Genomic DNA, 17211 nt, shown 5'->3' with positions numbered 1-17211 from the left:
TCCGCGAGACGGTTGCGCCCGCCGTGATCTGCGAGGGCGTGTTTGTCGATACCAAGGCGGATGCTGCGCAGGCCGACACGCTGGCCGAGCAGCAGGCGTTCGGCGTCGCGTACGCCAAGGGTATCCTCGATACGCTCGGCCTGCCCTACGACGAGCCGGAGGAAGACGGGAAGCAGGACGCCTCGGCTGAGCCGGAGCAGCTCGCCAAGGAGCACTGGGCGCAGCCGTATTACGACAGCCTGATCGCCAAGGGCGTGCGCATCGACGAGACAAGGTTTGACGATCCCATCACCCGCGGCGAGGTGTTCGCGCTGCTGGATCGGATTGTGAAATAATCGTAATTTTTGCTATTATATGTGGGGTAAGAGAAGCTTGTGCAGAAAATGCATAGGCTTCTCTTTATTTAAAAGAAGTGTTCGATAGTGGTAAGTGTAAATGATGATTTGAATGAATAGTATAAAAAGACAAAAAACAGAAAAGCAAGAGAAGATACAGATAAGAAAAATACGGATTTTTCGTAAAAGTATTGGAATCTCTGCGAGGGTTGGTTATAATAAGCGGTAGGAGGTATGTGGAATGTTACTTTGGTTTCGATTTAAGAATTACGGCCCGTTTCACGAAGAAGCCTTTTTCGATATGCGGGCAGTAAATGCATATAAGGAACTTCCGGATCACGTGATGCAGGCGGGAAATCAGAATGTTGTGAAAACGGCTGCAATTTATGGTGCAAATGCAAGTGGAAAAAGTAATTTTATAAAGGCGATAGAATGTTTTCGTAACATGATATTATATTCAATGTCAAACACTTCCGAACATGTGAATCCCATAATCGATCTAAAGGAAGACCGTGCACTGAGAAAATATTATACCCCGTTTCAATTTGATCAGAATAGTTCACATGAACCAACTGAATTTGAAGCATGTGTATCACTTTTTGGTGTAGAGTATCAGTATGGTTTTACCTATGATGAATTTTCAATTCAATATGAATGGTTATATATTAATAAAAAAGAAGGCAAACAAGAGGTTGTGTTTGAAAGAGATGTGACCAGTGGTATCGAGTTTGGCGAAAAAGTTGATCATGAATGCAAGAAATATGTTCCAGGTTTGAAAGACCAAGTATTGCTTTTAACATTTTTCTACCAGATAAAATTGCCTGATACCGTTTGGACACATGCTCGGTTGGCGTGCACTTCTCTGTTTGTTTGGGATGTTAGTCGGGCAAATATGAGTCAGGAATGGGTTAGCATTCGTTTAGAAGACGAATTGCAAAAAGAGCGAGCTAAGAAACGACTAATAAGTTATCTAAACCAAATTGATGTTAACATTGTTGATTTTGAGATGTATCAGCAAGATAACCGTGATTTACAGGTATATACAATTCATGTGGATGATAGTGGCAATCGCTATTTAATGCCGTTGGAAAAAGAATCTGCAGGAACAATAAAAGCATTGGCATTATATTTAATTGTTGGGAATGAAATGAGTTATGAGTGCACTTATGTTTTCGATGAAATGAATGCGCATTTGCATCCATTGCTCACAAAATATTTCGTAAATCGGTTTTATGAAAATGGAGCAAATGAACAATTAATTTTTGCAACGCATGATGTGAATTTGTTGGATAAGAAATATATGCGTCGAGATCAGGTTTGGTTTGTTGAGAAAATAGGGAATGAGTCTAAACTGTTTTCGTTAGCTGATTTCAAAGTCAGAAATGATGCCTCTTTGAGGAAAAACTATTTAGCAGGAAATTATGGTGCTATCCCGATTCTGGGGGAGAACGTAGAATGAGCAGAACGTTTTTTGAAAAACGTAAAAGTGGGATACCGAGAGAAAGAGCGCATAACTTTCGATCATCTGCGCCAGATTCGTTTTTGATTCTTACTGAAGGGACAAAAACTGAGCCGGGATATTTTAATGGGATAAAACAGTATATTGAACAAAAATTTAAGCAAGGACAGATCGAAATTCGACCGGCTATTTGTTGTGAGGGAGCCGGCTGCAGTACAGGGAGGCTTCTTGAAGAAGCGGAAAAGTATGTCTCACGAGGAAATAAAGTATACCAGCATGTTTGGTTAGTGTTTGATCGAGATAATTTCGTGGACTTTGATGACGCAATATGCAGGGCTGAAGCAAAGGGATATCGTATTGCTTGGAGTAATGTGTGCTTTGAGTTGTGGCTTTGTTTGCATCATAATTATTATGACGCGGGGGCACTGGCACATGAGTGGTCTTCACGTGTAAACGCTATTACCGGGTTAGATCATGCACATAAGACAGATGAGGCGATTAAACTATTTCCCATGTTGAGTGCAAATGGTGGATTGCAAAAGGCAGTAAAAAATGCACGTAAATTGGATAAACAGTATGATGAATCTTTGCTGCCGTCTCAAAGAAATCCATGCACAAAAGTGTATGAGTTGATATTGGAATTGAAGCCATACTTAGAAGAACTCCTTCCGGACGAGTAGGATGCATCGTACATGTTGTGCGCTGTCTTATGATGCATTCTGTAAAGGATTCTTGGTTAATATTTTGATCTGTGTTATAGCGCTGCTTGTTCATTGCTTCAATGCATTGGAGCTGATGATGGGATTCGAAAGTGTTCTATAGCAATTTGAAAGTAACGGTGTTCAATATGGACACGGGAAAGCCCCGGCTAATAAGCCGGGGCTTTGTCATACACACAGAAGATCAATTATGAACAATGCCTTGACAGGAGTAGTTATAGAGATATATGCTCTATAAATAAATTGTTGATTGCTTTTTGGATTTCCGGAGTCTTAAGTCGCAACTTTTTCAATCTCATGGCGTAAAGAAGCTCTTCGACGATTTTAATATCACAGAGATGTACTGCGTCAAAATGGAGATCCAAACGGCTATGCGCGATGCCATTCCGAACTTCGCCCATTCGAGAGCTCAAATTCGAAATGATTTCCTCGTATTCACCTGCATAGCGTTTTTTGGTGAAAGGCTTCAAGATTTCTTCGCAATCCTTTAGTGCTTTTTTGAGGTTTGTTTCAAAACTGCTGTCTCTGTTATCAACATATTTCCATAATTGTCCAGCATACTTTCGACGTTTCCCACTTGTGGAGTTTCGGTAGTTTTCAATGAGAGCTAAAATATCATTTTTGACTAAAATATAGTCCGCTGAGCGGTCACAATCTTTTCCATAGATGTTGCGAAACTCCCGTTCAAATTCTCCCAGAATCATTATGATTCTACTTGTGGGATAATGGTGTGCATCTTCAATGGAATCGCATAAGTGTTGAAAGCCAATTTCCCCGTTTTTCATACTGGTAATAAGTGCTCCGGTTTTGCTTTTCAAAAGAGAAAACTTGATAATCTTATCCGGAGCAGATTTGTGGGTTTCAACTTCACTGCGAGGCTTGAAAACAAGCAATCCTTGATAATCTCTTTCCTGCTGGTCATTTAGGGAGAAAACGTCTGCTGAACGAATAGCCATGTTAGTTCGGTAAGAAATGTACATGAAGAAAAGAAGAAGATTTCGATACGCAGTAATTAAAGAATTGAGATTTACAGATTTAGAAAAAGTTGTAACAAATATACTTGTAGCGTCAATAGGGTTGATGTGGGTGAAAAAATGCATGGCTGCATATGATTCAACCGTCATATTGGCATCCGTATTTTTTGCTACACGATATTTACCACATGATTCTGTAATCTGATCTTTTGCAGTCACAGACATTTTCCGTAGAGTTTGTTTGTCTTCGTTAAACTCGATTTCTGGTTCTAATGCTTTCTGGGGCGGGAAAAAATAATTTACTTCTTCACCTGCAATCTTAAACCCGTCTATTCGGTTCGGATCCAACTTAGCGGAATAATAAAAGTACCAATTAACTGAAAAAGTATAGAAACCGTTTTGATTTCCTTTGTGCTCTAAAACTTCGAAAATTATGTTATTCCGTTCAGAGGTAACCCCTTGTAGGCGCTGGGTGCCAATCCACTCATGCTTTCGTAGATCAGTATTAAGACCGCTGAAAATATTGGAAATGGTAGAATCTTGGTTCCATATTTCTTCGGTTGGTGGGAATAAGCGGAGAGAAAAAGTATCTTCATCAAATTCAAATGGATAATTAGTTCCTTTGTATTCTACAAAGCCAATCAGCCTTTCTGGCTTTTTCAATAAAATCCCTCCTGACCAGTTGCTTTAGGATGTTCTTCAAAATTGTTGTCATTAAACTTCGGTTTCGTTGAGGTAGTCTATTGGGCACAGATAACAATGGTATTTATGCAGAATAGTATAGCCTGAATTTGTTTAATTTGCAATAAATTTCCTATCAAGAATGTATTTTTTGCATTGTAGAAGAAATCCAGCGACCTCATTTTAATGCGAATTTCGGCTATGTATCCTCCCCACCCTTATGAATGGGGCTATGCCCTTTCCGAGCCGATGGCGGTCGCGCCGATCAACAAGGTTGAGCAGGTGGTGCGCTTTGCAGTTTCGCAGATCCCGCCGGAAAAGATCTTTCTGGGCATCCCCAACTACGGGTATGACTGGACGCTGCCTTACATCAAGGGCCAGAGCCGCGCGCGCAGCCTGGGCAACGTGCAGGCGGTCGAGCAGGCGGTGCAGGTGGGCGCGCCCATCCGCTTTAACGCCGAGGCGCAGTCGCCGCACTACAACTACTGGCGCGAGCGTGCCGAGCACGAGGTCTGGTTTGAGGACGCGCGCTCCATCCGTGCCAAGCTGGCGCTGGCCGGGGAATACCGGCTGCGCGGCGTGAGCGTGTGGAACATCATGCGTTACTTTCCGCAGCTCTGGCTGGTGCTCAGCCAGCTGTACGACATCGAGAAACGGGCATAAAAGACGGAAAACCGACCGAAAAATCCCTTTTTCGGTCGGTTTTTGCTGCATATAGGGGATGCGCGCAGCAATTTCCATTGCAAAACGGTTACAAAACACGCTATACTCTGGCACATGGTGCAAGGGGCACCAGAAACAGCAACCAAACACCAAGGAGGTAGCATATCATGCAGCTGAAGAAAATCGTACCGCTGGCGCTGGCGGCGGTGATGACGACCACCGCGGCGGCGGGGGCGGCAGACCTGCCGCTGGAGGCGGTGAACCGCCCGGCAGGCGTCTATACTTATGTATATGAATCCGGTTTCCGGCAACAGTTGCTGGAAAAGTATTTCGCGCTGATCTGCGGCCAATTCCCGGGAAATAAGCCGGAGCAGACACCAGACGTGGAGCAGCCGGAGCAGACGCCGGACCTCGAGCAGCCGGAGCAGACACCGGACATCGAGCAGCCGGAGGAAATGCCGGACATCGAGCAGCCGGAGGAAATGCCGGATATCGAACAGCCGGAGCAGACGCCGGACGCAGAGCAGCCGGAGGAAGCACCGGACATCGAGCAGCCGGAGCAGATGCCGGACATCGAGCAGCCGGAGCAAACGCCGGATATCGAGCAGCCGGAGCAGACGCCGGACGCAGAGCAGCCCGATCAGGCCCCGGAGCAGCCGGAAGTGACCCCGGAGCAGCCGGAAGTGACCCCGGAGCAGCCGGAAGTGACCCCGGAACAGCCGGAAGTGACCCCGGAACAGCCCGAGCAAACCCCGGAGGAGACGCCCGAGCAGGATAACGGAACCTCGCAGGGCGACTATGCCTCGCAGGTGGTAGCGCTGGTCAATGCGGAGCGCGCCAAGTACGGCTTGTCCGCGCTGAAGGTGGACAGCCTTGTACAGCAGGCGGCGCAGGTGCGCGCGGCCGAGACCGTGCAGTCCTTCTCGCATACGCGTCCGAACGGCTCGTCCTTCTCGACCGCGCTGACCGAGGCGGGTGTGTCCTATACCCGTTCGGGTGAGAACATCGCCTACGGCCAGTCCACGCCGCAGCAGGTGGTGAATGCGTGGATGAACTCGTCCGGCCACCGCGCGAATATCTTAAACGAGAGCTTCACGACCATCGGCGTGGGCTACACGGTGGTAAACGGCACCGCGTACTGGGCGCAGCTGTTCACCGCGTAAGCGATACGGCGCGCAACGAAAAACAGGCCGCCAACGCGGCCTGTTTTGGGTTTGGCTTATTCGGACAGCGGGTATTCCGTGCCGTTGAGCACGATGGCCTGCACATCCGCAAGCTCGAACGAGCGGGCGAGGACGTAGGTCGCGGTGTCGTAGCCGACGTCGCCCTGGCTGTTGCCGAGCGCATAGAGCGTCTGGTCGATGCCGCTTTCGCGGTCGATGATGACCTGCTCGCTGCCGTCCTTCATGTGGAGTGTGACCGTGTCCAGCTCGTCGACCACAGAGTACATCTCAGGGTCGACGATATGCAGCCCGATCTGCGAGAGCGTCACGCGGCCGTCTGCGGTCTGATAATAGGGCATCTGCTCAAATTCCGGCAGCTCGACCGCGAGCGCGGGTGCGCTGCGATAGGATAATCCGTCCGGCATTTGGATTGAGCGGCCAAGCTCGGCGGCTTCCAGCCGCAGCGCACCGCCAGCGTAGTCCTGTGCGATGCCGGGGATAAACGCCCCTTCGATATAATAGTCGTTTTCGGTCGAGCGGGTGGTGTCCAGATAGAATCGGCCGCCGCAAAAGCCAAGATTGCCGTATACGACCTGAAAATCATATTGACCCTCTTGCACAGAAACACATTCGGCAAACTGTCCCCATGCGATTCCTTCTGCCTGGTATTCGGCGATCGGCTTGCTGGTTTCAAACGGCATCACGCCGTCGCCGGTTTTATTTTGCAGGTGCAGGCTGATGAGTCCCGCGCCCGCGCTCTCGTCAAACAGCACGGACTCGACCGACAGGCGGTAGTGGTCGTTTTCGTCCACGAGCGTACCCGGCGCGGGGGTGACGGTGTAGTCCTGCAATAGCTGCGCGTCCTCGCCGTGCAGCAGCAGGGTGAACGTCCGGCCGATGGCCGCGGGCAGGTCGCTGGCGGCAAAAGCCGTGCCGCCGATGCACAGCGCGGCGACCAGGCCGACCGACACGATGCGCCGCAGGGGGACGCGCCGCTTTTGCGGCGGCTGCGCGGGCAGGGCGTCGAGCGTTTCGCGCACGCGGCGGTCAAAGGCGGCGGTCATGGGGGGAAAATCGGTATGGTGCATCATGCAAAGCACGCTCCTTCCAAGTCTTTGCGGAGTTGTTCGCGCGCGGCGCGCAGGCGGCTTTTGACCGTCCCTTCCGGGATGCCGAGCATGCCGGCGATCTCGCGCGTTTTGAAGCCTTCCAGATAATACAGCACCACGGGCAGACGCAGTTTTTCGTCCAGCGCCAGCAGCGCGGCATACAGGTCGCTGTGGTCGGCGGCGGTGGGGGCGGGGATGGCTTCGGCTTGTTCCGGCTCGTAGGGCGCGGTGCGCTGCCGCAGCCGCAGGATGGCGGTGCATTCGTTGATGAGAATGCGGGTCAGCCATGTTTTGAAGTACTGCGGGCGGCGCAGCGTGTCCAGCTGCTCCCACGCGCGCAGGATCGCCTGCTGCGCGGCGTCCGCGCAGTCGTGCTCGCTGCCCAGCATGGATTTTGCCACGCGGTACAGTGTCGGCTCGGCGGCCAGCACGGCGGCGGTAAATTCGGTTTTGTCCATCATGGCGGGTGGTCCTTTCCGAAAGCAGCTGCGGACGGCCGTCCCGGCGGGTTTTGCTTTCATAGATTAGACGAACGGGCGGGCGTTTTGGTTTGCGTGACTGCGATTTTTTTTGCATCCGTTATATATAGAAGGCATAGCAGGATGCCAGTAAAATTCATAGACATTTACTCGAAAATGTGGTATACTGACCCTGTCAGGTAGAGTTAAGTCTGTTACTGGAAAAAGTGGAAAATATTGATACTATTGATAACTGATATCAAATAAAAAAATATATTAAATTTCACGAAATACTATTGACAATTCCTTGGAACAATACTATACTGATGATGTTCCAATTAGAGAAAGGAAGGAACGACTTGAGAATCACACATGAAGCGGATTATGCAATCCGCGTGACCTATTGCCTGGCGCTGGCAGGGGGCAAGCAGTGTGCAAAGGATGTGGCGGAATCGGCGGGCGTAACGCTGCGGTTCGCACTCAAGATTTTGCGCAAGCTGACCCAGTCCGGCATCACCAAGTCTTACAAAGGCGTGGCAGGCGGGTACGAGCTCAACCGGTCGCCTTCTGAAATCTCCCTCGGTGAGATCATTGAATGCATTGACGGGCCTATCGCGATCAACCATTGCCTGGCCAATGAATTTCAGTGCACCCGTGTCGGCAACCGGAAGGAATGCGATTTCCATCGCGTGTTCTCCGAGATCAACCGGTCTCTGCGGGAACAGCTTTGTTCCATTACGATGGATCGTTTTCTTCCGTCCCAAAAATAAAAAACTATAAAAAGGATACCAGGAGGAAAAAATCATGAAGAAGTTCGTTTGTTCCGTATGTGGTTATGTTTATGAAGGCGAAGCGGCTCCGGCTGAGTGCCCGATCTGCCATGCTCCGGCTGAGAAGTTCAAGGAGCAGTCCGGCGAGAAGACCTGGGCGGCTGAGCATGTTGTCGGCGTAGCGCAGGGCGCTCCGGAAGACATCATGAAGGATCTGCGCGCTAACTTCGAGGGCGAGTGCTCCGAGGTTGGCATGTACCTGGCGATGGCGCGCGTTGCACACCGCGAGGGCTATCCGGAGATCGGCCTGTACTGGGAGAAGGCTGCTTACGAAGAGGCTGAGCACGCTGCGAAGTTCGCAGAGCTGCTGGGCGAAGTCGTAACCGACTCCACCAAGAAGAACCTCGAGATGCGTGTTGACGCTGAGAACGGCGCTACCGCTGGCAAGTTCGACCTGGCAAAGCGTGCCAAGGCTCTGAACCTGGATGCGATCCACGACACCGTACATGAGATGGCGCGCGACGAGGCCCGTCATGGCAAGGCTTTCGAGGGCCTGCTGAAGCGCTACTTCGGCTAATCCAAACCGGATAAACAAGCACTTTTCGAGAGGGAATCGGGAAACCGGTTCCCTCTCTTTTTGCACTTACGGCGGCTCATTGTGGATGTTTTTGTGGCATTTCTCTCTTTCCCACGATGGAAAACCTTCCACATGTGGATATTCCGTTTTTTGCCCTATATCAAGCGGTTTTCACCGCTTAACAACAAGTTTTTGAGAAAAACCATCAACTTTTATGAACTTTTGGCCCCATCAGAAGAAAAAGCAGCGACTTTTCATCGGATAGAAGCCAAACGGGATCAAAATTGGCGGTTTTCTTTCCATTTCAGCAGCCCTTCGGGGCTGCTTTTTTCATAGTTTGATTATATCACATGTCACTATTAAAGTACAGGTTTTCTCTTTGCCCATGCTATACTTAAAGCACAAAGAGGGACAGAGAACAAGAGAAAAACAAAATCTCTCAAAACAAAAATAAATGAAATAAAGGAGAATATCACCATGAAAAAGAACGCTATCATCTACATCGACGATACCCACGCCCAGGTCACCAAGGCTTTCGAGAAGCAGGCCCGTATCTTCGGTACTCCCGAATACAGAGAGTGGAGAGCTTACCGCCAGGATTTCCCCAGCGCCCAGATGGTGACCAAGACCATTAAGAAGAACACCAGCAAGCGCACCTACAAGAATCTGACCTACGCCAACATGGAGCGCTTCCTGAACATGCAGCCCAACGGCAAGGCGCTTATCAAGGAGTTCAACGATCAGAAGGAGACCGCCGCCATCCAGCAGAATCCCTATCGTGCGGTGCTGGCCTGGTTCCTTGCCAAGTTCCCCAAGTATGACGAATACAAGGCATTCTTTGCTGACAACGGTGAGGCGGCAGAACCTACCGCCGAGGACGCCGACAACCTTAAGGTCGTTTCCAATTTCTAATGTTGAAGTACACATTTCAAAACGAAGGGAGTTTGATACTATGAAATTTACCCGTACTCGCATGATTGGCTATTTGCTGCTCTTCTGCACCACCGATGGAGAGTACCACAAAGAAAGAGAGCGTTTGACTGGCTTGACCGATGAAGCGCTGAAAGCGGAGTTCACCGACCAGTACAACAGTCTGCGAGGGGCCCACCCCGGCCATCCCCTTTTCGAAGACGATACCCCTGACCTCTACTTGGACTTTTAAGACAACCAACAACTCAGAACTATCAAGGAGGAAAATACCATGAAGAATACTTACAAGATCGACTTTGTGAACAACACCCTGACCATGACCAAGGCTTTTGAGGATGCCGCCAGCAACCCCACTTCTCAGGAGTACAAGCTGTTGCAGCAAATCCGCGCCGACTTTCCCGGCCTGACCATTATCCGCAAGACCCGCCGCGCTCCCAAGAAGGCCCGCCCCACCAAAAACCTGACCTACGCCAATATGGAGAAGTACATGAGCGTGTTCCAGAACGCCGACGAGCTGCTGGCCCAGTTTGAGGTAGTCAAGACCTGTTCCCTGGAGCAGCCCAGCCCGTACAAATTTGTGCGGGATTGGTTTGAGGCCCAGTTCCCCAAGTACAAGGAGCTGCCCGATTTTGGCAACAATGCGCCCAAGGTGATTGATCTTGCTGCCTTTCAGAAGAAGCAGGAAGAGAAGAAGGAGCAGAAGGGCGCTTGAAAACAATGAAATACAAAATGAGAGAGGACGGTACTGCTGGTGTACCGTCCTCTCTTTGCTTTATTGATTGCTGAGTTTTGCGGTGTAGTATGCTATGATTTGTGGGCCGTATGTTTGCATGTTTGCAATGGCAGTGTCGGCCAAGTCACCGGCTTCTCCGCTATCCTGTCCGCCGCTTAGTGCGTCCAAAGCGGTTTGTCCATTGGTCAGCCAAGATGCCAGCGCGTCCTCAAACTCGTCTACCGGCAAATCGGGATGGACGCGTTTTACAGCTTCACGGTCAAAGCGGGGAATATCATCGGGTGCAATGGCGGTTTCCGCGTCTGCCAGCTCTTCAGTAAAGCCCTCTAGCTGTGTAGCGCTGAATACAGCATAATCGTACCAGCCTTTTATGACCGTAATACCGTCCTGATAAGAGGTCAGACCATTACTGCCCAATTTGTTAAACAAAGTGCCTGTCATGGAGTTGTTGCAGATGGTTTTTACACGCTGGAAATAAGCGGCGGCAATCTGATAGTCTGTCGGATTATCTTCAATCTGGAAAACATCGTCAAATCGGGCAATACTGATAATGTCATCCCGATCAAAATTTATTTCACAATCGAATACGTCGCAGCTATCCACCGTAAATGTTGCAGTCATGTTATCTTTTATGTCGTTCGTGTTGATCTTATAAATAGACATGGCCCGGATCGGGTCGCCCCCGGCAAGAACGGTTCCAAGTTCTGGAGGAGCTGCATAGCCGCTGGCCAGCATAAAGTATTGAGCGCGATTGGGAGTAGTGGGGCTGTCAAGGGAATAGCTGGCTGGCGCATACAACGGTTCGTAAGTATTGACCCCGTTCATTGTTATAGAATAGTTGGACTCGAAAACACCCATATCTACATTTTTAGATTCATCTGGCACAATATCGTAGACATGAATCAAATAGGTTTCCTGGGCGGTTAGATCGTCCAATTCATCTCCTTCTGCCCGTTCTATGAGAAATAGCCCTTTACTTTGAATAGAGCCGCTTTGCGCCTCTTGTGTGGCATTAACTTCAGTTTCGGATGCCCCGCCGTTCGGTGTTTCTCCACTGCCGCACGCTGCCAAAGATAGCATCAAGGTTGCTGCAAGTACAAGAGACAGTTGTTTTTTCATTTTACCACTCCTTTTTAACTATAAAAATATAGTATATATTAACTATAATATTATAGTATATAAAAACTAATGCTGTCAAGGTACACTAAAACTATAAGCGGGGTGACAGCATGGAAAAGGAAATCAAAATTACAAAAAAGGCCGCTCGACGGGGCGATGATGGATATAAAGTTGTATCAGTTCGTATGAAAGAGGAAATGATTGATCGTCTGGATGCATTGTCAGCAGAAACAAATCGCTCCAGGAATGAGTTAATCAATCTTTTATTGGATGCAGCAATCGACATTGTAAAAGTGGAAGAATAAACGTGGATGGGAAGTGGAAGAAATTCTGCCTCCCATTTTCTATATCAAAGCACATCTAATCTCACACAATAATCTTAACGGCCCTATGTGGTCAATACAATATCCTGGCTGCATAGTGTTTCGTGAAAATTTTATTTGTACGCTGCCAACTCCCGTGTCTGCCGCAATCGTCCGTGTTCCCCGTCTTTTTTCAGCGGTCGGGAAAAATGCCAAGAAAAGCCGCCGCCGCGAATTACAAATGCGCTATCCCGAAACCATCCCCCGCCCTGGTGTGGCCGGAACATTTATTCACTCTACATGGGGGTATCCCACCCCTTCCCGGTCGCCTTCTTGCGAGGGTAATTCCTTCACCCGCTCGCAATCAGGGTTCCGCTCCAAGTTGAAACTGCACTTTCAAGAAGCAATCTTCACCCGCAAATGCTCAACTTCTGAACAAAACTGACAACTCTGAAAGAACTTTTGAGAAGTGCTGGCAACTTCAAAAGGTAAAGTGACGAATTTTCAAAGAAAGGTAATTACTTTGTTGCAGAATCAGGAAAATGGGAGCGTTATTCCGTTTTTTTGCCCTAAAAAATTTTTTGTGTTATAATATAAATAGAAAGTAGGAAAGAGGTAAAAAGCTAAAAATCGCTCTTTTGTAGGATGAAACAAGCAGCAAGGCAGTAGGTGTATTGGAAGTTTGTGGGTTGCTTCCATCCCGTCTAGGGGATCACCAGTTTCCTTGCTGTTTGTTTTATTCTATAAGAAAGGACTAACCCACATGAACGCTTCAACCTACAACAATTGCTTTGTTTTGGGCGGCAAGTCCAAGAGTGGCAGCGGCGAACAAAGCAAGACGATGAAAGTCCCCATGTATATTGACGGACAAGGACGGCCGAAAAAGCTCTTTGGCGGAAAAGATGGTGAACTCTACCGATACTATGAGCTTTCCTATGAATAGGCAGTTCAAACGCTCAATGAATATTGGCAAAGAGATAAGCGTACCAGCGGTGACGATAGTCTGCGTGTCAGCCTGTATCTGGATTGCGCCAAGTATGGTGACCTCTATATTTTTGTGATCGACTTTGACAAGATCGACGGAGAGATCGACACTGGCAGCAGTTTCTTTCAAGCGGCTTATCAACTGGCCGATAAGGTAACACGGTCACAGGGCGGCGGCTATCACATGTTTTATGGAGTAGACAAAACCGCCGCCACGCCGCTTTTTGACGGCATCAATCTGCTGACGGCAGGCGGAACCCCGAGCTTTGTCTGCAAAATGAGCAATGTCACAACAGACGGCAAGAACAAGGTGGATATGTTCTGTGACGCACGCCATTTCATTTATGAATGGGAGCCATGGGACAATACCGTTGGGCTGACCGATAAGACGCAAGAACTTTATCAGCTTATCAAGGAAAACTTTGACTTGTCGCGTCCCATGAGCAGAGGCAAAGGCAAACACGCAAGCAGTAAAGGCAACAGGAGTTATCCCATGCTGGAAGAGCGTTCCGAAGAAGCGCTATTGCAGCAAATGAGCGCAGAGCAGCGAAGGGTCTTTGCCGATTTGAAAGAGAAAAAATCACCTAACTGGAAACAGAAAAAATGGCTTTCCGTTGGTATTGATATTTTTCATGTGTTCGGCGCTGATTTAGGTGGAAAAGTGTTCCTGTATTGGAGTAAGCCTGGGGAAACATTCCAGCCTCAAAGTTGTGTGAACACATGGGACTATATTTGTGAGATTGGGCCGGATAGTAAACTTTGGGATAGCAATTGGGCCGACATTATGCAGGGGACTCAAAACGAACTTGACGATCTGGAGGAAGAGCCAAACCAAAACGCAGAGTCGCGAGTCCCGCTTCCGCTCGGAGATAATTGGTTCAGTATGCTGGAAGATAGCACCACCGCTGCACCTCTCCCGGACGAGCAATTTCAGTTTGGCGATCTGGTTATCCAGCTTCAAAAGAATTCAGACCGCTTCTTATTGCCCGACAGCGGAAATAAATCGGTAACTGCTTATGATGTAATCGCACTACTATCTGGAAGTGCGTTCAAGTCCTATAAAAAGCAAGTGAAGCCACTTAATGATAAGCTGCAAGTGCTTCCATACAGTGAGAGATACCGGGCAATCTTTTATTTCAGACGCAAGTATAAAATGCCGCCGCCGCTTACTAATGGAAATGAGATTGTAAAGTTCATCCAGTTTGCCTTACATTACACAACAAATGTTGAACTCAGTCAAAATTGGCAGGCGTGTTTAGATGTGTCCAATACAGAGGAAGAAGCCGCCGCGCTGTTGGTCTATTATGGATGGGCACCGAATTTGAAAAAGGAGTTGCCGCGAACCGAAAACGCCTTTTACACGGTAGAGGTGGAAAAAGGAGTGCGGCACTATGAGATTGTAAACGATGATATTACTTTGCGCTTTGAAGCCATCCAGCAATAGGCCCGTGTAAATATGGAAATTCGTCTTGCTATCGGGAGTAAAAAACTTTCATACAAGGAGAAGTACGACCGTTTACAAGCTATCCTAAAGCCGCGCCTTTGGTGGCGTAATGGTGTAAGAATGGGGCTGACAAAACCAGCGTTGGACGAGTGCGATTTAAGAATTGGGAATTACATCAAAGCTTTGCTAGATTACAACGATGTTGACGGTATTCCGCTCGGAGAACATATTTACAAGGTGGAGCTGGATAAAAGTAACCCAGACTTTGCATGGGCCGAGACAAGGTCATTTGATGTGAGTATGTAGGATTTGGCCTTTGAAGATTATCAATACAACATCACCGCCGCTTCAAATAAAGAAAATGCCGCCAAGTTAGGAAAAGCGAGAAGCCGCGCAGCGGCGGAGCGGAACTTTGCAGCGGTCACAGGAGATGAATGGACTGCCGCCGAATTAGCCGCACAAGGGATAAACAAAGACAAAATTTCACGTCTCATCAAAAACGGGTTGATTGAGCGCGTGTGTAGGAACCATTATCGAAGAATTTCAAGTTAAATCTGCCGCTGTTCGCGTGTACCAAGTTTCCCATAATAATTAAATTAAAATAGGATTTTAGGTACACGCGAATTGCCGCTTCCACACTTGAAAGTGTATATTCAAAATTTATTAGAAGGAGGAAACGTTCATGTTTCACGAACTACTTTAGATTTTGCAGGACTTTGAGCGCCAGGACAGCGCGAACCATCTCACCCAGATAGAGGCCGCACTTGCGGCACAAAGCAGGTCCGCCCCAAATGCTTTTGAAAATTACAAGCGGGCGAAGGCGGATTGGCAAGACGAGCAGAGCCGCCGCCAGCGCTTCTATGATTTTCTCATGCAGCGGCGCGATCTGGTGGATGCTGTGGCAAAAAGCGTGATTGACAGCAGCACCAAGAAGATCACTGCCAAGGCCGAGCAGGAGCTTTCCCAGGCGTTCCACGAGAAGCTGGATAAGACGGTCAAGTATTATTTTAAATAAATGCAAAAAGTCGGAGGAAGTTATTGAAACTTCTCTCCGACTTCTCTTTTTGCATCAAAACTTTTTGAAAGTTGTGTCTTTCTGCTGGTTTTCTCCCTCTTCTTCATCCTTTTGACCGGGTTTCTTCTCCCAACCTAAAATCTCTTCCATAATGAGGGCAAGGGGCAGGTCTGTGTCTCCAAACATGGCAGCATCTCCTATTCCTTGACGTACTCGATCAGGTCGCCGGGCTGGCAGTTCAGCAGTTCACAAATAGTTTCAAGTGTGGCCCAAGAAACCATCTGGCCGCTGCGAATTTTTTGCAACATGGCTTCGCCCATGATCTTGTCTTTCCGAATCTTGGTAGTGTTGTACCCTGCTTCTTTCAGGGCTGCAATTACATCAACCTTGTATTTGATGGGCATGGCTTTTCTCCTCTCTGGACGCATAAAAAATTGCGCTCCTCTTCCATTGTCCTCATTTTAGCACAGAATTACACTCTTTTCAAGTGTTAATATTACACATAATTTAGGTGTAATATTTGTGTACTCTGCGGATTGAATTACACTTAAAAAAGGTGTAATATAGAATCAACAAAGGGGAACACCCAATAAAAGAAAAGGAGAGCTGAACATGAGCAAGAATGAACTGGTAGCCAAGATCGAGGCGCTGAACGAGTGGGAGGCTGTTATTGAAGAGGCCAAGGCGGAGGCCGAAGCCATTCGGGACAGCATCAAGGCCGAAATGATGGAGCGCGACACCGAAGAGCTGGCCGCTGGAAAGTACATCGTCCGCTGGACTTCCGTTCTCTCCAACCGCTTCGACACCACCGCTTTCAAAAAGGTGTACGGCGACCTCTACAAAGCCTTCACCAAGCAGAGCCAGAGCCGCCGCTTCACCATCAGCGCATGAAGAAAAGCCCCTTGCCTGAACGCCGACCAAAGCTCACAGGCAAAGGACTTCCACCCAAACCAGAACGGAGAGGGCAAGAACATTATAGCTTGCCCTCTCCCCAAAATCAAGAACAGGAGAGATAAAGACATGAAGGAACTGACAAGCTATAACCGCGTGGCCGGGTATCTCAACAAAGTGTTCGATCTGCTAAACGCTGAATTCTTTGAAGGTACACTTTCAAGACCCACCATCACCATCCAGTCCACGCCCCGCGCCTACGGGCACTTCTCCCTCCGGGAAGATACCTGGGTTTCCAAGCTGGGCGGCACCCATGAAATCAATATCGGGGCCGGGACACTGGCTCGCCCCATTGAGGAAGTGGCGGCGACCCTGCTTCACGAAATGGTTCACTACTACAACTTCGAGAACGGCGTGCAGGATTGCAGCCGGGGCAACACCTACCACAACCGGCGCTTCAAAGCCGCCGCCGAAGCCCATGGCCTGATAGTGGAGCATAGCGACAAATACGGATGGAGCCACACAAGCCCATCTGACGAGCTGCTGGACTTCGTATTGGAGAACGGCTTGACCGACATTCTCATAAACCGCAATGAATTTGCCAGTTTCCAGGTCACCGGCACCGGGACGCACAGCGGCACAGGAACCACCCCGCCGCCGCGTCCGTCCAGCACGAGAAAGTATATCTGCCCCTGCTGCGGGAATTCCGTTCGGGCTACCAAAGCGGTAAATATCGCTTGCTTGGACTGTAATGAGCGGATGGTGCTGGCCGGTTGACAGGGAAGGGCGGGGAGTAATTCCCGCCCACTTCCCGAAGTTCGTATAAGTCCAGAAATACGAACACCAAAACCAAGCAATCACAGGACCTTTCCACCGCCGCCCGAA

General features: G+C 48.8%; 24 protein-coding genes and 1 pseudogene. 19 read left to right on the top strand and 6 right to left on the bottom strand.

What is annotated here, in order from left to right; all coding sequences use genetic code 11:
* The 3 genes and pseudogenes from EJL02_RS14250 to EJL02_RS13005 form a co-directional block, all read left to right on the top strand.
* Positions 1 to 335 (top strand): annotated as a pseudogene (locus EJL02_RS14250) (N-acetylmuramoyl-L-alanine amidase); the annotation flags it as partial.
* 241 nt (positions 336 to 576) lie between these two features.
* Positions 577 to 1794, top strand: a complete 1218-nt coding sequence (locus EJL02_RS13010; protein WP_125116789.1) for an AAA family ATPase — start codon at positions 577 to 579, stop codon at positions 1792 to 1794.
* Positions 1791 to 2474 (top strand): RloB family protein, encoded by a 684-nt coding sequence (locus EJL02_RS13005; protein ID WP_125116788.1) that lies wholly within the window; start codon positions 1791 to 1793, stop codon positions 2472 to 2474. Before EJL02_RS13010 ends, EJL02_RS13005 begins: the two co-directional genes overlap by 4 nt.
* Positions 2475 to 2728: 254 nt before the next feature.
* Here the strand turns inward: EJL02_RS13005 and EJL02_RS13000 are convergent, their stop codons facing one another.
* Positions 2729 to 4150 (bottom strand): hypothetical protein, encoded by a 1422-nt coding sequence (locus EJL02_RS13000; RefSeq protein WP_125116787.1) that lies wholly within the window; start codon positions 4148 to 4150, stop codon positions 2729 to 2731.
* Between the two features lie 219 nt (positions 4151 to 4369).
* On the opposite strand from EJL02_RS13000, the gene EJL02_RS12995 reads away from it, so the two are divergent.
* Positions 4370 to 4831: a glycosyl hydrolase family 18 protein gene (locus tag EJL02_RS12995; RefSeq protein ID WP_243114511.1), complete on the top strand. Its 462-nt coding sequence runs from the start codon at positions 4370 to 4372 to the stop codon at positions 4829 to 4831.
* 167 nt (positions 4832 to 4998) lie between these two features.
* Positions 4999 to 5994, top strand: coding sequence for a CAP domain-containing protein (locus EJL02_RS12990; protein WP_243114500.1), 996 nt, complete (start codon positions 4999 to 5001; stop codon positions 5992 to 5994).
* A gap of 56 nt (positions 5995 to 6050) precedes the next feature.
* Here EJL02_RS12990 and EJL02_RS12985 read toward each other — a convergent pair whose 3' ends face one another.
* A complete protein-coding gene (locus tag EJL02_RS12985) occupies positions 6051 to 7085 on the bottom strand; it encodes a hypothetical protein (protein ID WP_125116785.1) in 1035 nt (344 codons plus the stop codon).
* Entirely contained in the window at positions 7082 to 7564 is a 483-nt protein-coding gene (locus EJL02_RS12980; protein WP_330548628.1) for an RNA polymerase sigma factor, read from the bottom strand. The genes EJL02_RS12985 and EJL02_RS12980 overlap by 4 nt, the downstream gene beginning before the upstream one ends.
* Before the next feature lie 356 nt (positions 7565 to 7920).
* On the opposite strand from EJL02_RS12980, the gene EJL02_RS12975 reads away from it, so the two are divergent.
* The 5 genes from EJL02_RS12975 (at position 7921) to EJL02_RS12955 (ending at position 10550) form a co-directional block, all read left to right on the top strand.
* Positions 7921 to 8331 (top strand): RrF2 family transcriptional regulator, encoded by a 411-nt coding sequence (locus tag EJL02_RS12975; protein ID WP_125116784.1) that lies wholly within the window; start codon positions 7921 to 7923, stop codon positions 8329 to 8331.
* 34 nt (positions 8332 to 8365) lie between these two features.
* Positions 8366 to 8908 carry an NADH peroxidase gene (locus EJL02_RS12970; RefSeq protein ID WP_125116783.1) on the top strand — a complete coding sequence of 181 codons (543 nt, stop codon included), beginning with the start codon at positions 8366 to 8368 and terminating at the stop codon, positions 8906 to 8908.
* Between the two features lie 477 nt (positions 8909 to 9385).
* The gene (locus EJL02_RS12965; protein ID WP_125116782.1) at positions 9386 to 9820 is read left to right on the top strand and encodes a hypothetical protein; all 435 of its coding nucleotides are present in this window, start codon (positions 9386 to 9388) and stop codon (positions 9818 to 9820) included.
* A gap of 40 nt (positions 9821 to 9860) precedes the next feature.
* Positions 9861 to 10070, top strand: a complete 210-nt coding sequence (locus tag EJL02_RS12960) for a hypothetical protein (RefSeq protein WP_125116781.1) — start codon at positions 9861 to 9863, stop codon at positions 10068 to 10070.
* 39 nt (positions 10071 to 10109) lie between these two features.
* Entirely contained in the window at positions 10110 to 10550 is a 441-nt protein-coding gene (locus tag EJL02_RS12955; protein WP_125116780.1) for a hypothetical protein, read from the top strand.
* 60 nt (positions 10551 to 10610) lie between these two features.
* Here EJL02_RS12955 and EJL02_RS12950 read toward each other — a convergent pair whose 3' ends face one another.
* Positions 10611 to 11690: a hypothetical protein gene (locus EJL02_RS12950; RefSeq protein ID WP_125116779.1), complete on the bottom strand. Its 1080-nt coding sequence runs from the start codon at positions 11688 to 11690 to the stop codon at positions 10611 to 10613.
* 110 nt (positions 11691 to 11800) lie between these two features.
* On the opposite strand from EJL02_RS12950, the gene EJL02_RS12945 reads away from it, so the two are divergent.
* The 7 genes from EJL02_RS12945 (at position 11801) to EJL02_RS12915 (ending at position 15435) form a co-directional block, all read left to right on the top strand.
* The gene (locus EJL02_RS12945) at positions 11801 to 11995 is read left to right on the top strand and encodes a ribbon-helix-helix protein, CopG family (protein WP_125116778.1); all 195 of its coding nucleotides are present in this window, start codon (positions 11801 to 11803) and stop codon (positions 11993 to 11995) included.
* A gap of 13 nt (positions 11996 to 12008) precedes the next feature.
* Entirely contained in the window at positions 12009 to 12437 is a 429-nt protein-coding gene (locus EJL02_RS12940; protein ID WP_125116777.1) for a hypothetical protein, read from the top strand.
* A gap of 318 nt (positions 12438 to 12755) precedes the next feature.
* On the top strand, positions 12756 to 12935 hold the full coding sequence (locus EJL02_RS12935) for a hypothetical protein (protein ID WP_125116776.1): 180 nt from the start codon (positions 12756 to 12758) through the stop codon (positions 12933 to 12935).
* Positions 12936 to 13049: 114 nt separating this feature from the next.
* A complete protein-coding gene (locus EJL02_RS12930; protein ID WP_125116775.1) occupies positions 13050 to 14420 on the top strand; it encodes a hypothetical protein in 1371 nt (456 codons plus the stop codon).
* Between the two features lie 12 nt (positions 14421 to 14432).
* A complete protein-coding gene (locus EJL02_RS12925; protein ID WP_125116774.1) occupies positions 14433 to 14726 on the top strand; it encodes a hypothetical protein in 294 nt (97 codons plus the stop codon).
* A gap of 3 nt (positions 14727 to 14729) precedes the next feature.
* Entirely contained in the window at positions 14730 to 14972 is a 243-nt protein-coding gene (locus EJL02_RS12920; RefSeq protein WP_125116773.1) for a type IV toxin-antitoxin system AbiEi family antitoxin domain-containing protein, read from the top strand.
* 154 nt (positions 14973 to 15126) lie between these two features.
* Positions 15127 to 15435 carry a hypothetical protein gene (locus tag EJL02_RS12915; protein WP_125116772.1) on the top strand — a complete coding sequence of 103 codons (309 nt, stop codon included), beginning with the start codon at positions 15127 to 15129 and terminating at the stop codon, positions 15433 to 15435.
* A 54-nt stretch (positions 15436 to 15489) separates the two neighbouring features.
* On the opposite strand, the gene EJL02_RS14600 is transcribed toward EJL02_RS12915, so the two are convergent.
* Positions 15490 to 15621, bottom strand: coding sequence for a hypothetical protein (locus EJL02_RS14600; protein WP_279221219.1), 132 nt, complete (start codon positions 15619 to 15621; stop codon positions 15490 to 15492).
* A gap of 11 nt (positions 15622 to 15632) precedes the next feature.
* Positions 15633 to 15839 carry a helix-turn-helix domain-containing protein gene (locus tag EJL02_RS12910; RefSeq protein ID WP_125116771.1) on the bottom strand — a complete coding sequence of 69 codons (207 nt, stop codon included), beginning with the start codon at positions 15837 to 15839 and terminating at the stop codon, positions 15633 to 15635.
* A 208-nt stretch (positions 15840 to 16047) separates the two neighbouring features.
* Between EJL02_RS12910 and EJL02_RS12905 the strand changes: the two genes are divergently transcribed.
* On the top strand, positions 16048 to 16326 hold the full coding sequence (locus EJL02_RS12905; RefSeq protein WP_080907055.1) for a hypothetical protein: 279 nt from the start codon (positions 16048 to 16050) through the stop codon (positions 16324 to 16326).
* Positions 16327 to 16455: 129 nt separating this feature from the next.
* Complete coding sequence (locus EJL02_RS12900; RefSeq protein WP_125116770.1) at positions 16456 to 17103, top strand: SprT-like domain-containing protein; 648 nt, start codon at positions 16456 to 16458, stop codon at positions 17101 to 17103.
* The last annotated feature ends 108 nt before the right edge of the window (positions 17104 to 17211 follow it).

Origin of the sequence: Agathobaculum sp. Marseille-P7918 (assembly GCF_900625105.1) — a bacterium.
GTDB lineage: Bacteria > Bacillota > Clostridia > Oscillospirales > Butyricicoccaceae > Agathobaculum.
Note: the sequence above shows the minus strand (reverse complement) of the source record. Positions and strands in the feature narration are given on the sequence as shown.

Coding starts and splice junctions, on each gene's coding strand:
- EJL02_RS13010 (WP_125116789.1), top strand. CDS start 577: ATGTTACTTTGGTTTCGATTTAAGAATTACGGCCCGTTTCACGAAGAA.
- EJL02_RS13005 (WP_125116788.1), top strand. CDS start 1,791: ATGAGCAGAACGTTTTTTGAAAAACGTAAAAGTGGGATACCGAGAGAA.
- EJL02_RS12995 (WP_243114511.1), top strand. CDS start 4,370: ATGTATCCTCCCCACCCTTATGAATGGGGCTATGCCCTTTCCGAGCCG.
- EJL02_RS12990 (WP_243114500.1), top strand. CDS start 4,999: ATGCAGCTGAAGAAAATCGTACCGCTGGCGCTGGCGGCGGTGATGACG.
- EJL02_RS12985 (WP_125116785.1), bottom strand. CDS start 7,085: ATGATGCACCATACCGATTTTCCCCCCATGACCGCCGCCTTTGACCGC.
- EJL02_RS12980 (WP_330548628.1), bottom strand. CDS start 7,564: ATGATGGACAAAACCGAATTTACCGCCGCCGTGCTGGCCGCCGAGCCG.
- EJL02_RS12970 (WP_125116783.1), top strand. CDS start 8,366: ATGAAGAAGTTCGTTTGTTCCGTATGTGGTTATGTTTATGAAGGCGAA.
- EJL02_RS12965 (WP_125116782.1), top strand. CDS start 9,386: ATGAAAAAGAACGCTATCATCTACATCGACGATACCCACGCCCAGGTC.
- EJL02_RS12960 (WP_125116781.1), top strand. CDS start 9,861: ATGAAATTTACCCGTACTCGCATGATTGGCTATTTGCTGCTCTTCTGC.
- EJL02_RS12955 (WP_125116780.1), top strand. CDS start 10,110: ATGAAGAATACTTACAAGATCGACTTTGTGAACAACACCCTGACCATG.
- EJL02_RS12950 (WP_125116779.1), bottom strand. CDS start 11,690: ATGAAAAAACAACTGTCTCTTGTACTTGCAGCAACCTTGATGCTATCT.
- EJL02_RS12945 (WP_125116778.1), top strand. CDS start 11,801: ATGGAAAAGGAAATCAAAATTACAAAAAAGGCCGCTCGACGGGGCGAT.
- EJL02_RS12935 (WP_125116776.1), top strand. CDS start 12,756: ATGAACGCTTCAACCTACAACAATTGCTTTGTTTTGGGCGGCAAGTCC.
- EJL02_RS12925 (WP_125116774.1), top strand. CDS start 14,433: ATGGAAATTCGTCTTGCTATCGGGAGTAAAAAACTTTCATACAAGGAG.
- EJL02_RS14600 (WP_279221219.1), bottom strand. CDS start 15,621: ATGTTTGGAGACACAGACCTGCCCCTTGCCCTCATTATGGAAGAGATT.
- EJL02_RS12910 (WP_125116771.1), bottom strand. CDS start 15,839: ATGCCCATCAAATACAAGGTTGATGTAATTGCAGCCCTGAAAGAAGCA.
- EJL02_RS12905 (WP_080907055.1), top strand. CDS start 16,048: ATGAGCAAGAATGAACTGGTAGCCAAGATCGAGGCGCTGAACGAGTGG.
- EJL02_RS12900 (WP_125116770.1), top strand. CDS start 16,456: ATGAAGGAACTGACAAGCTATAACCGCGTGGCCGGGTATCTCAACAAA.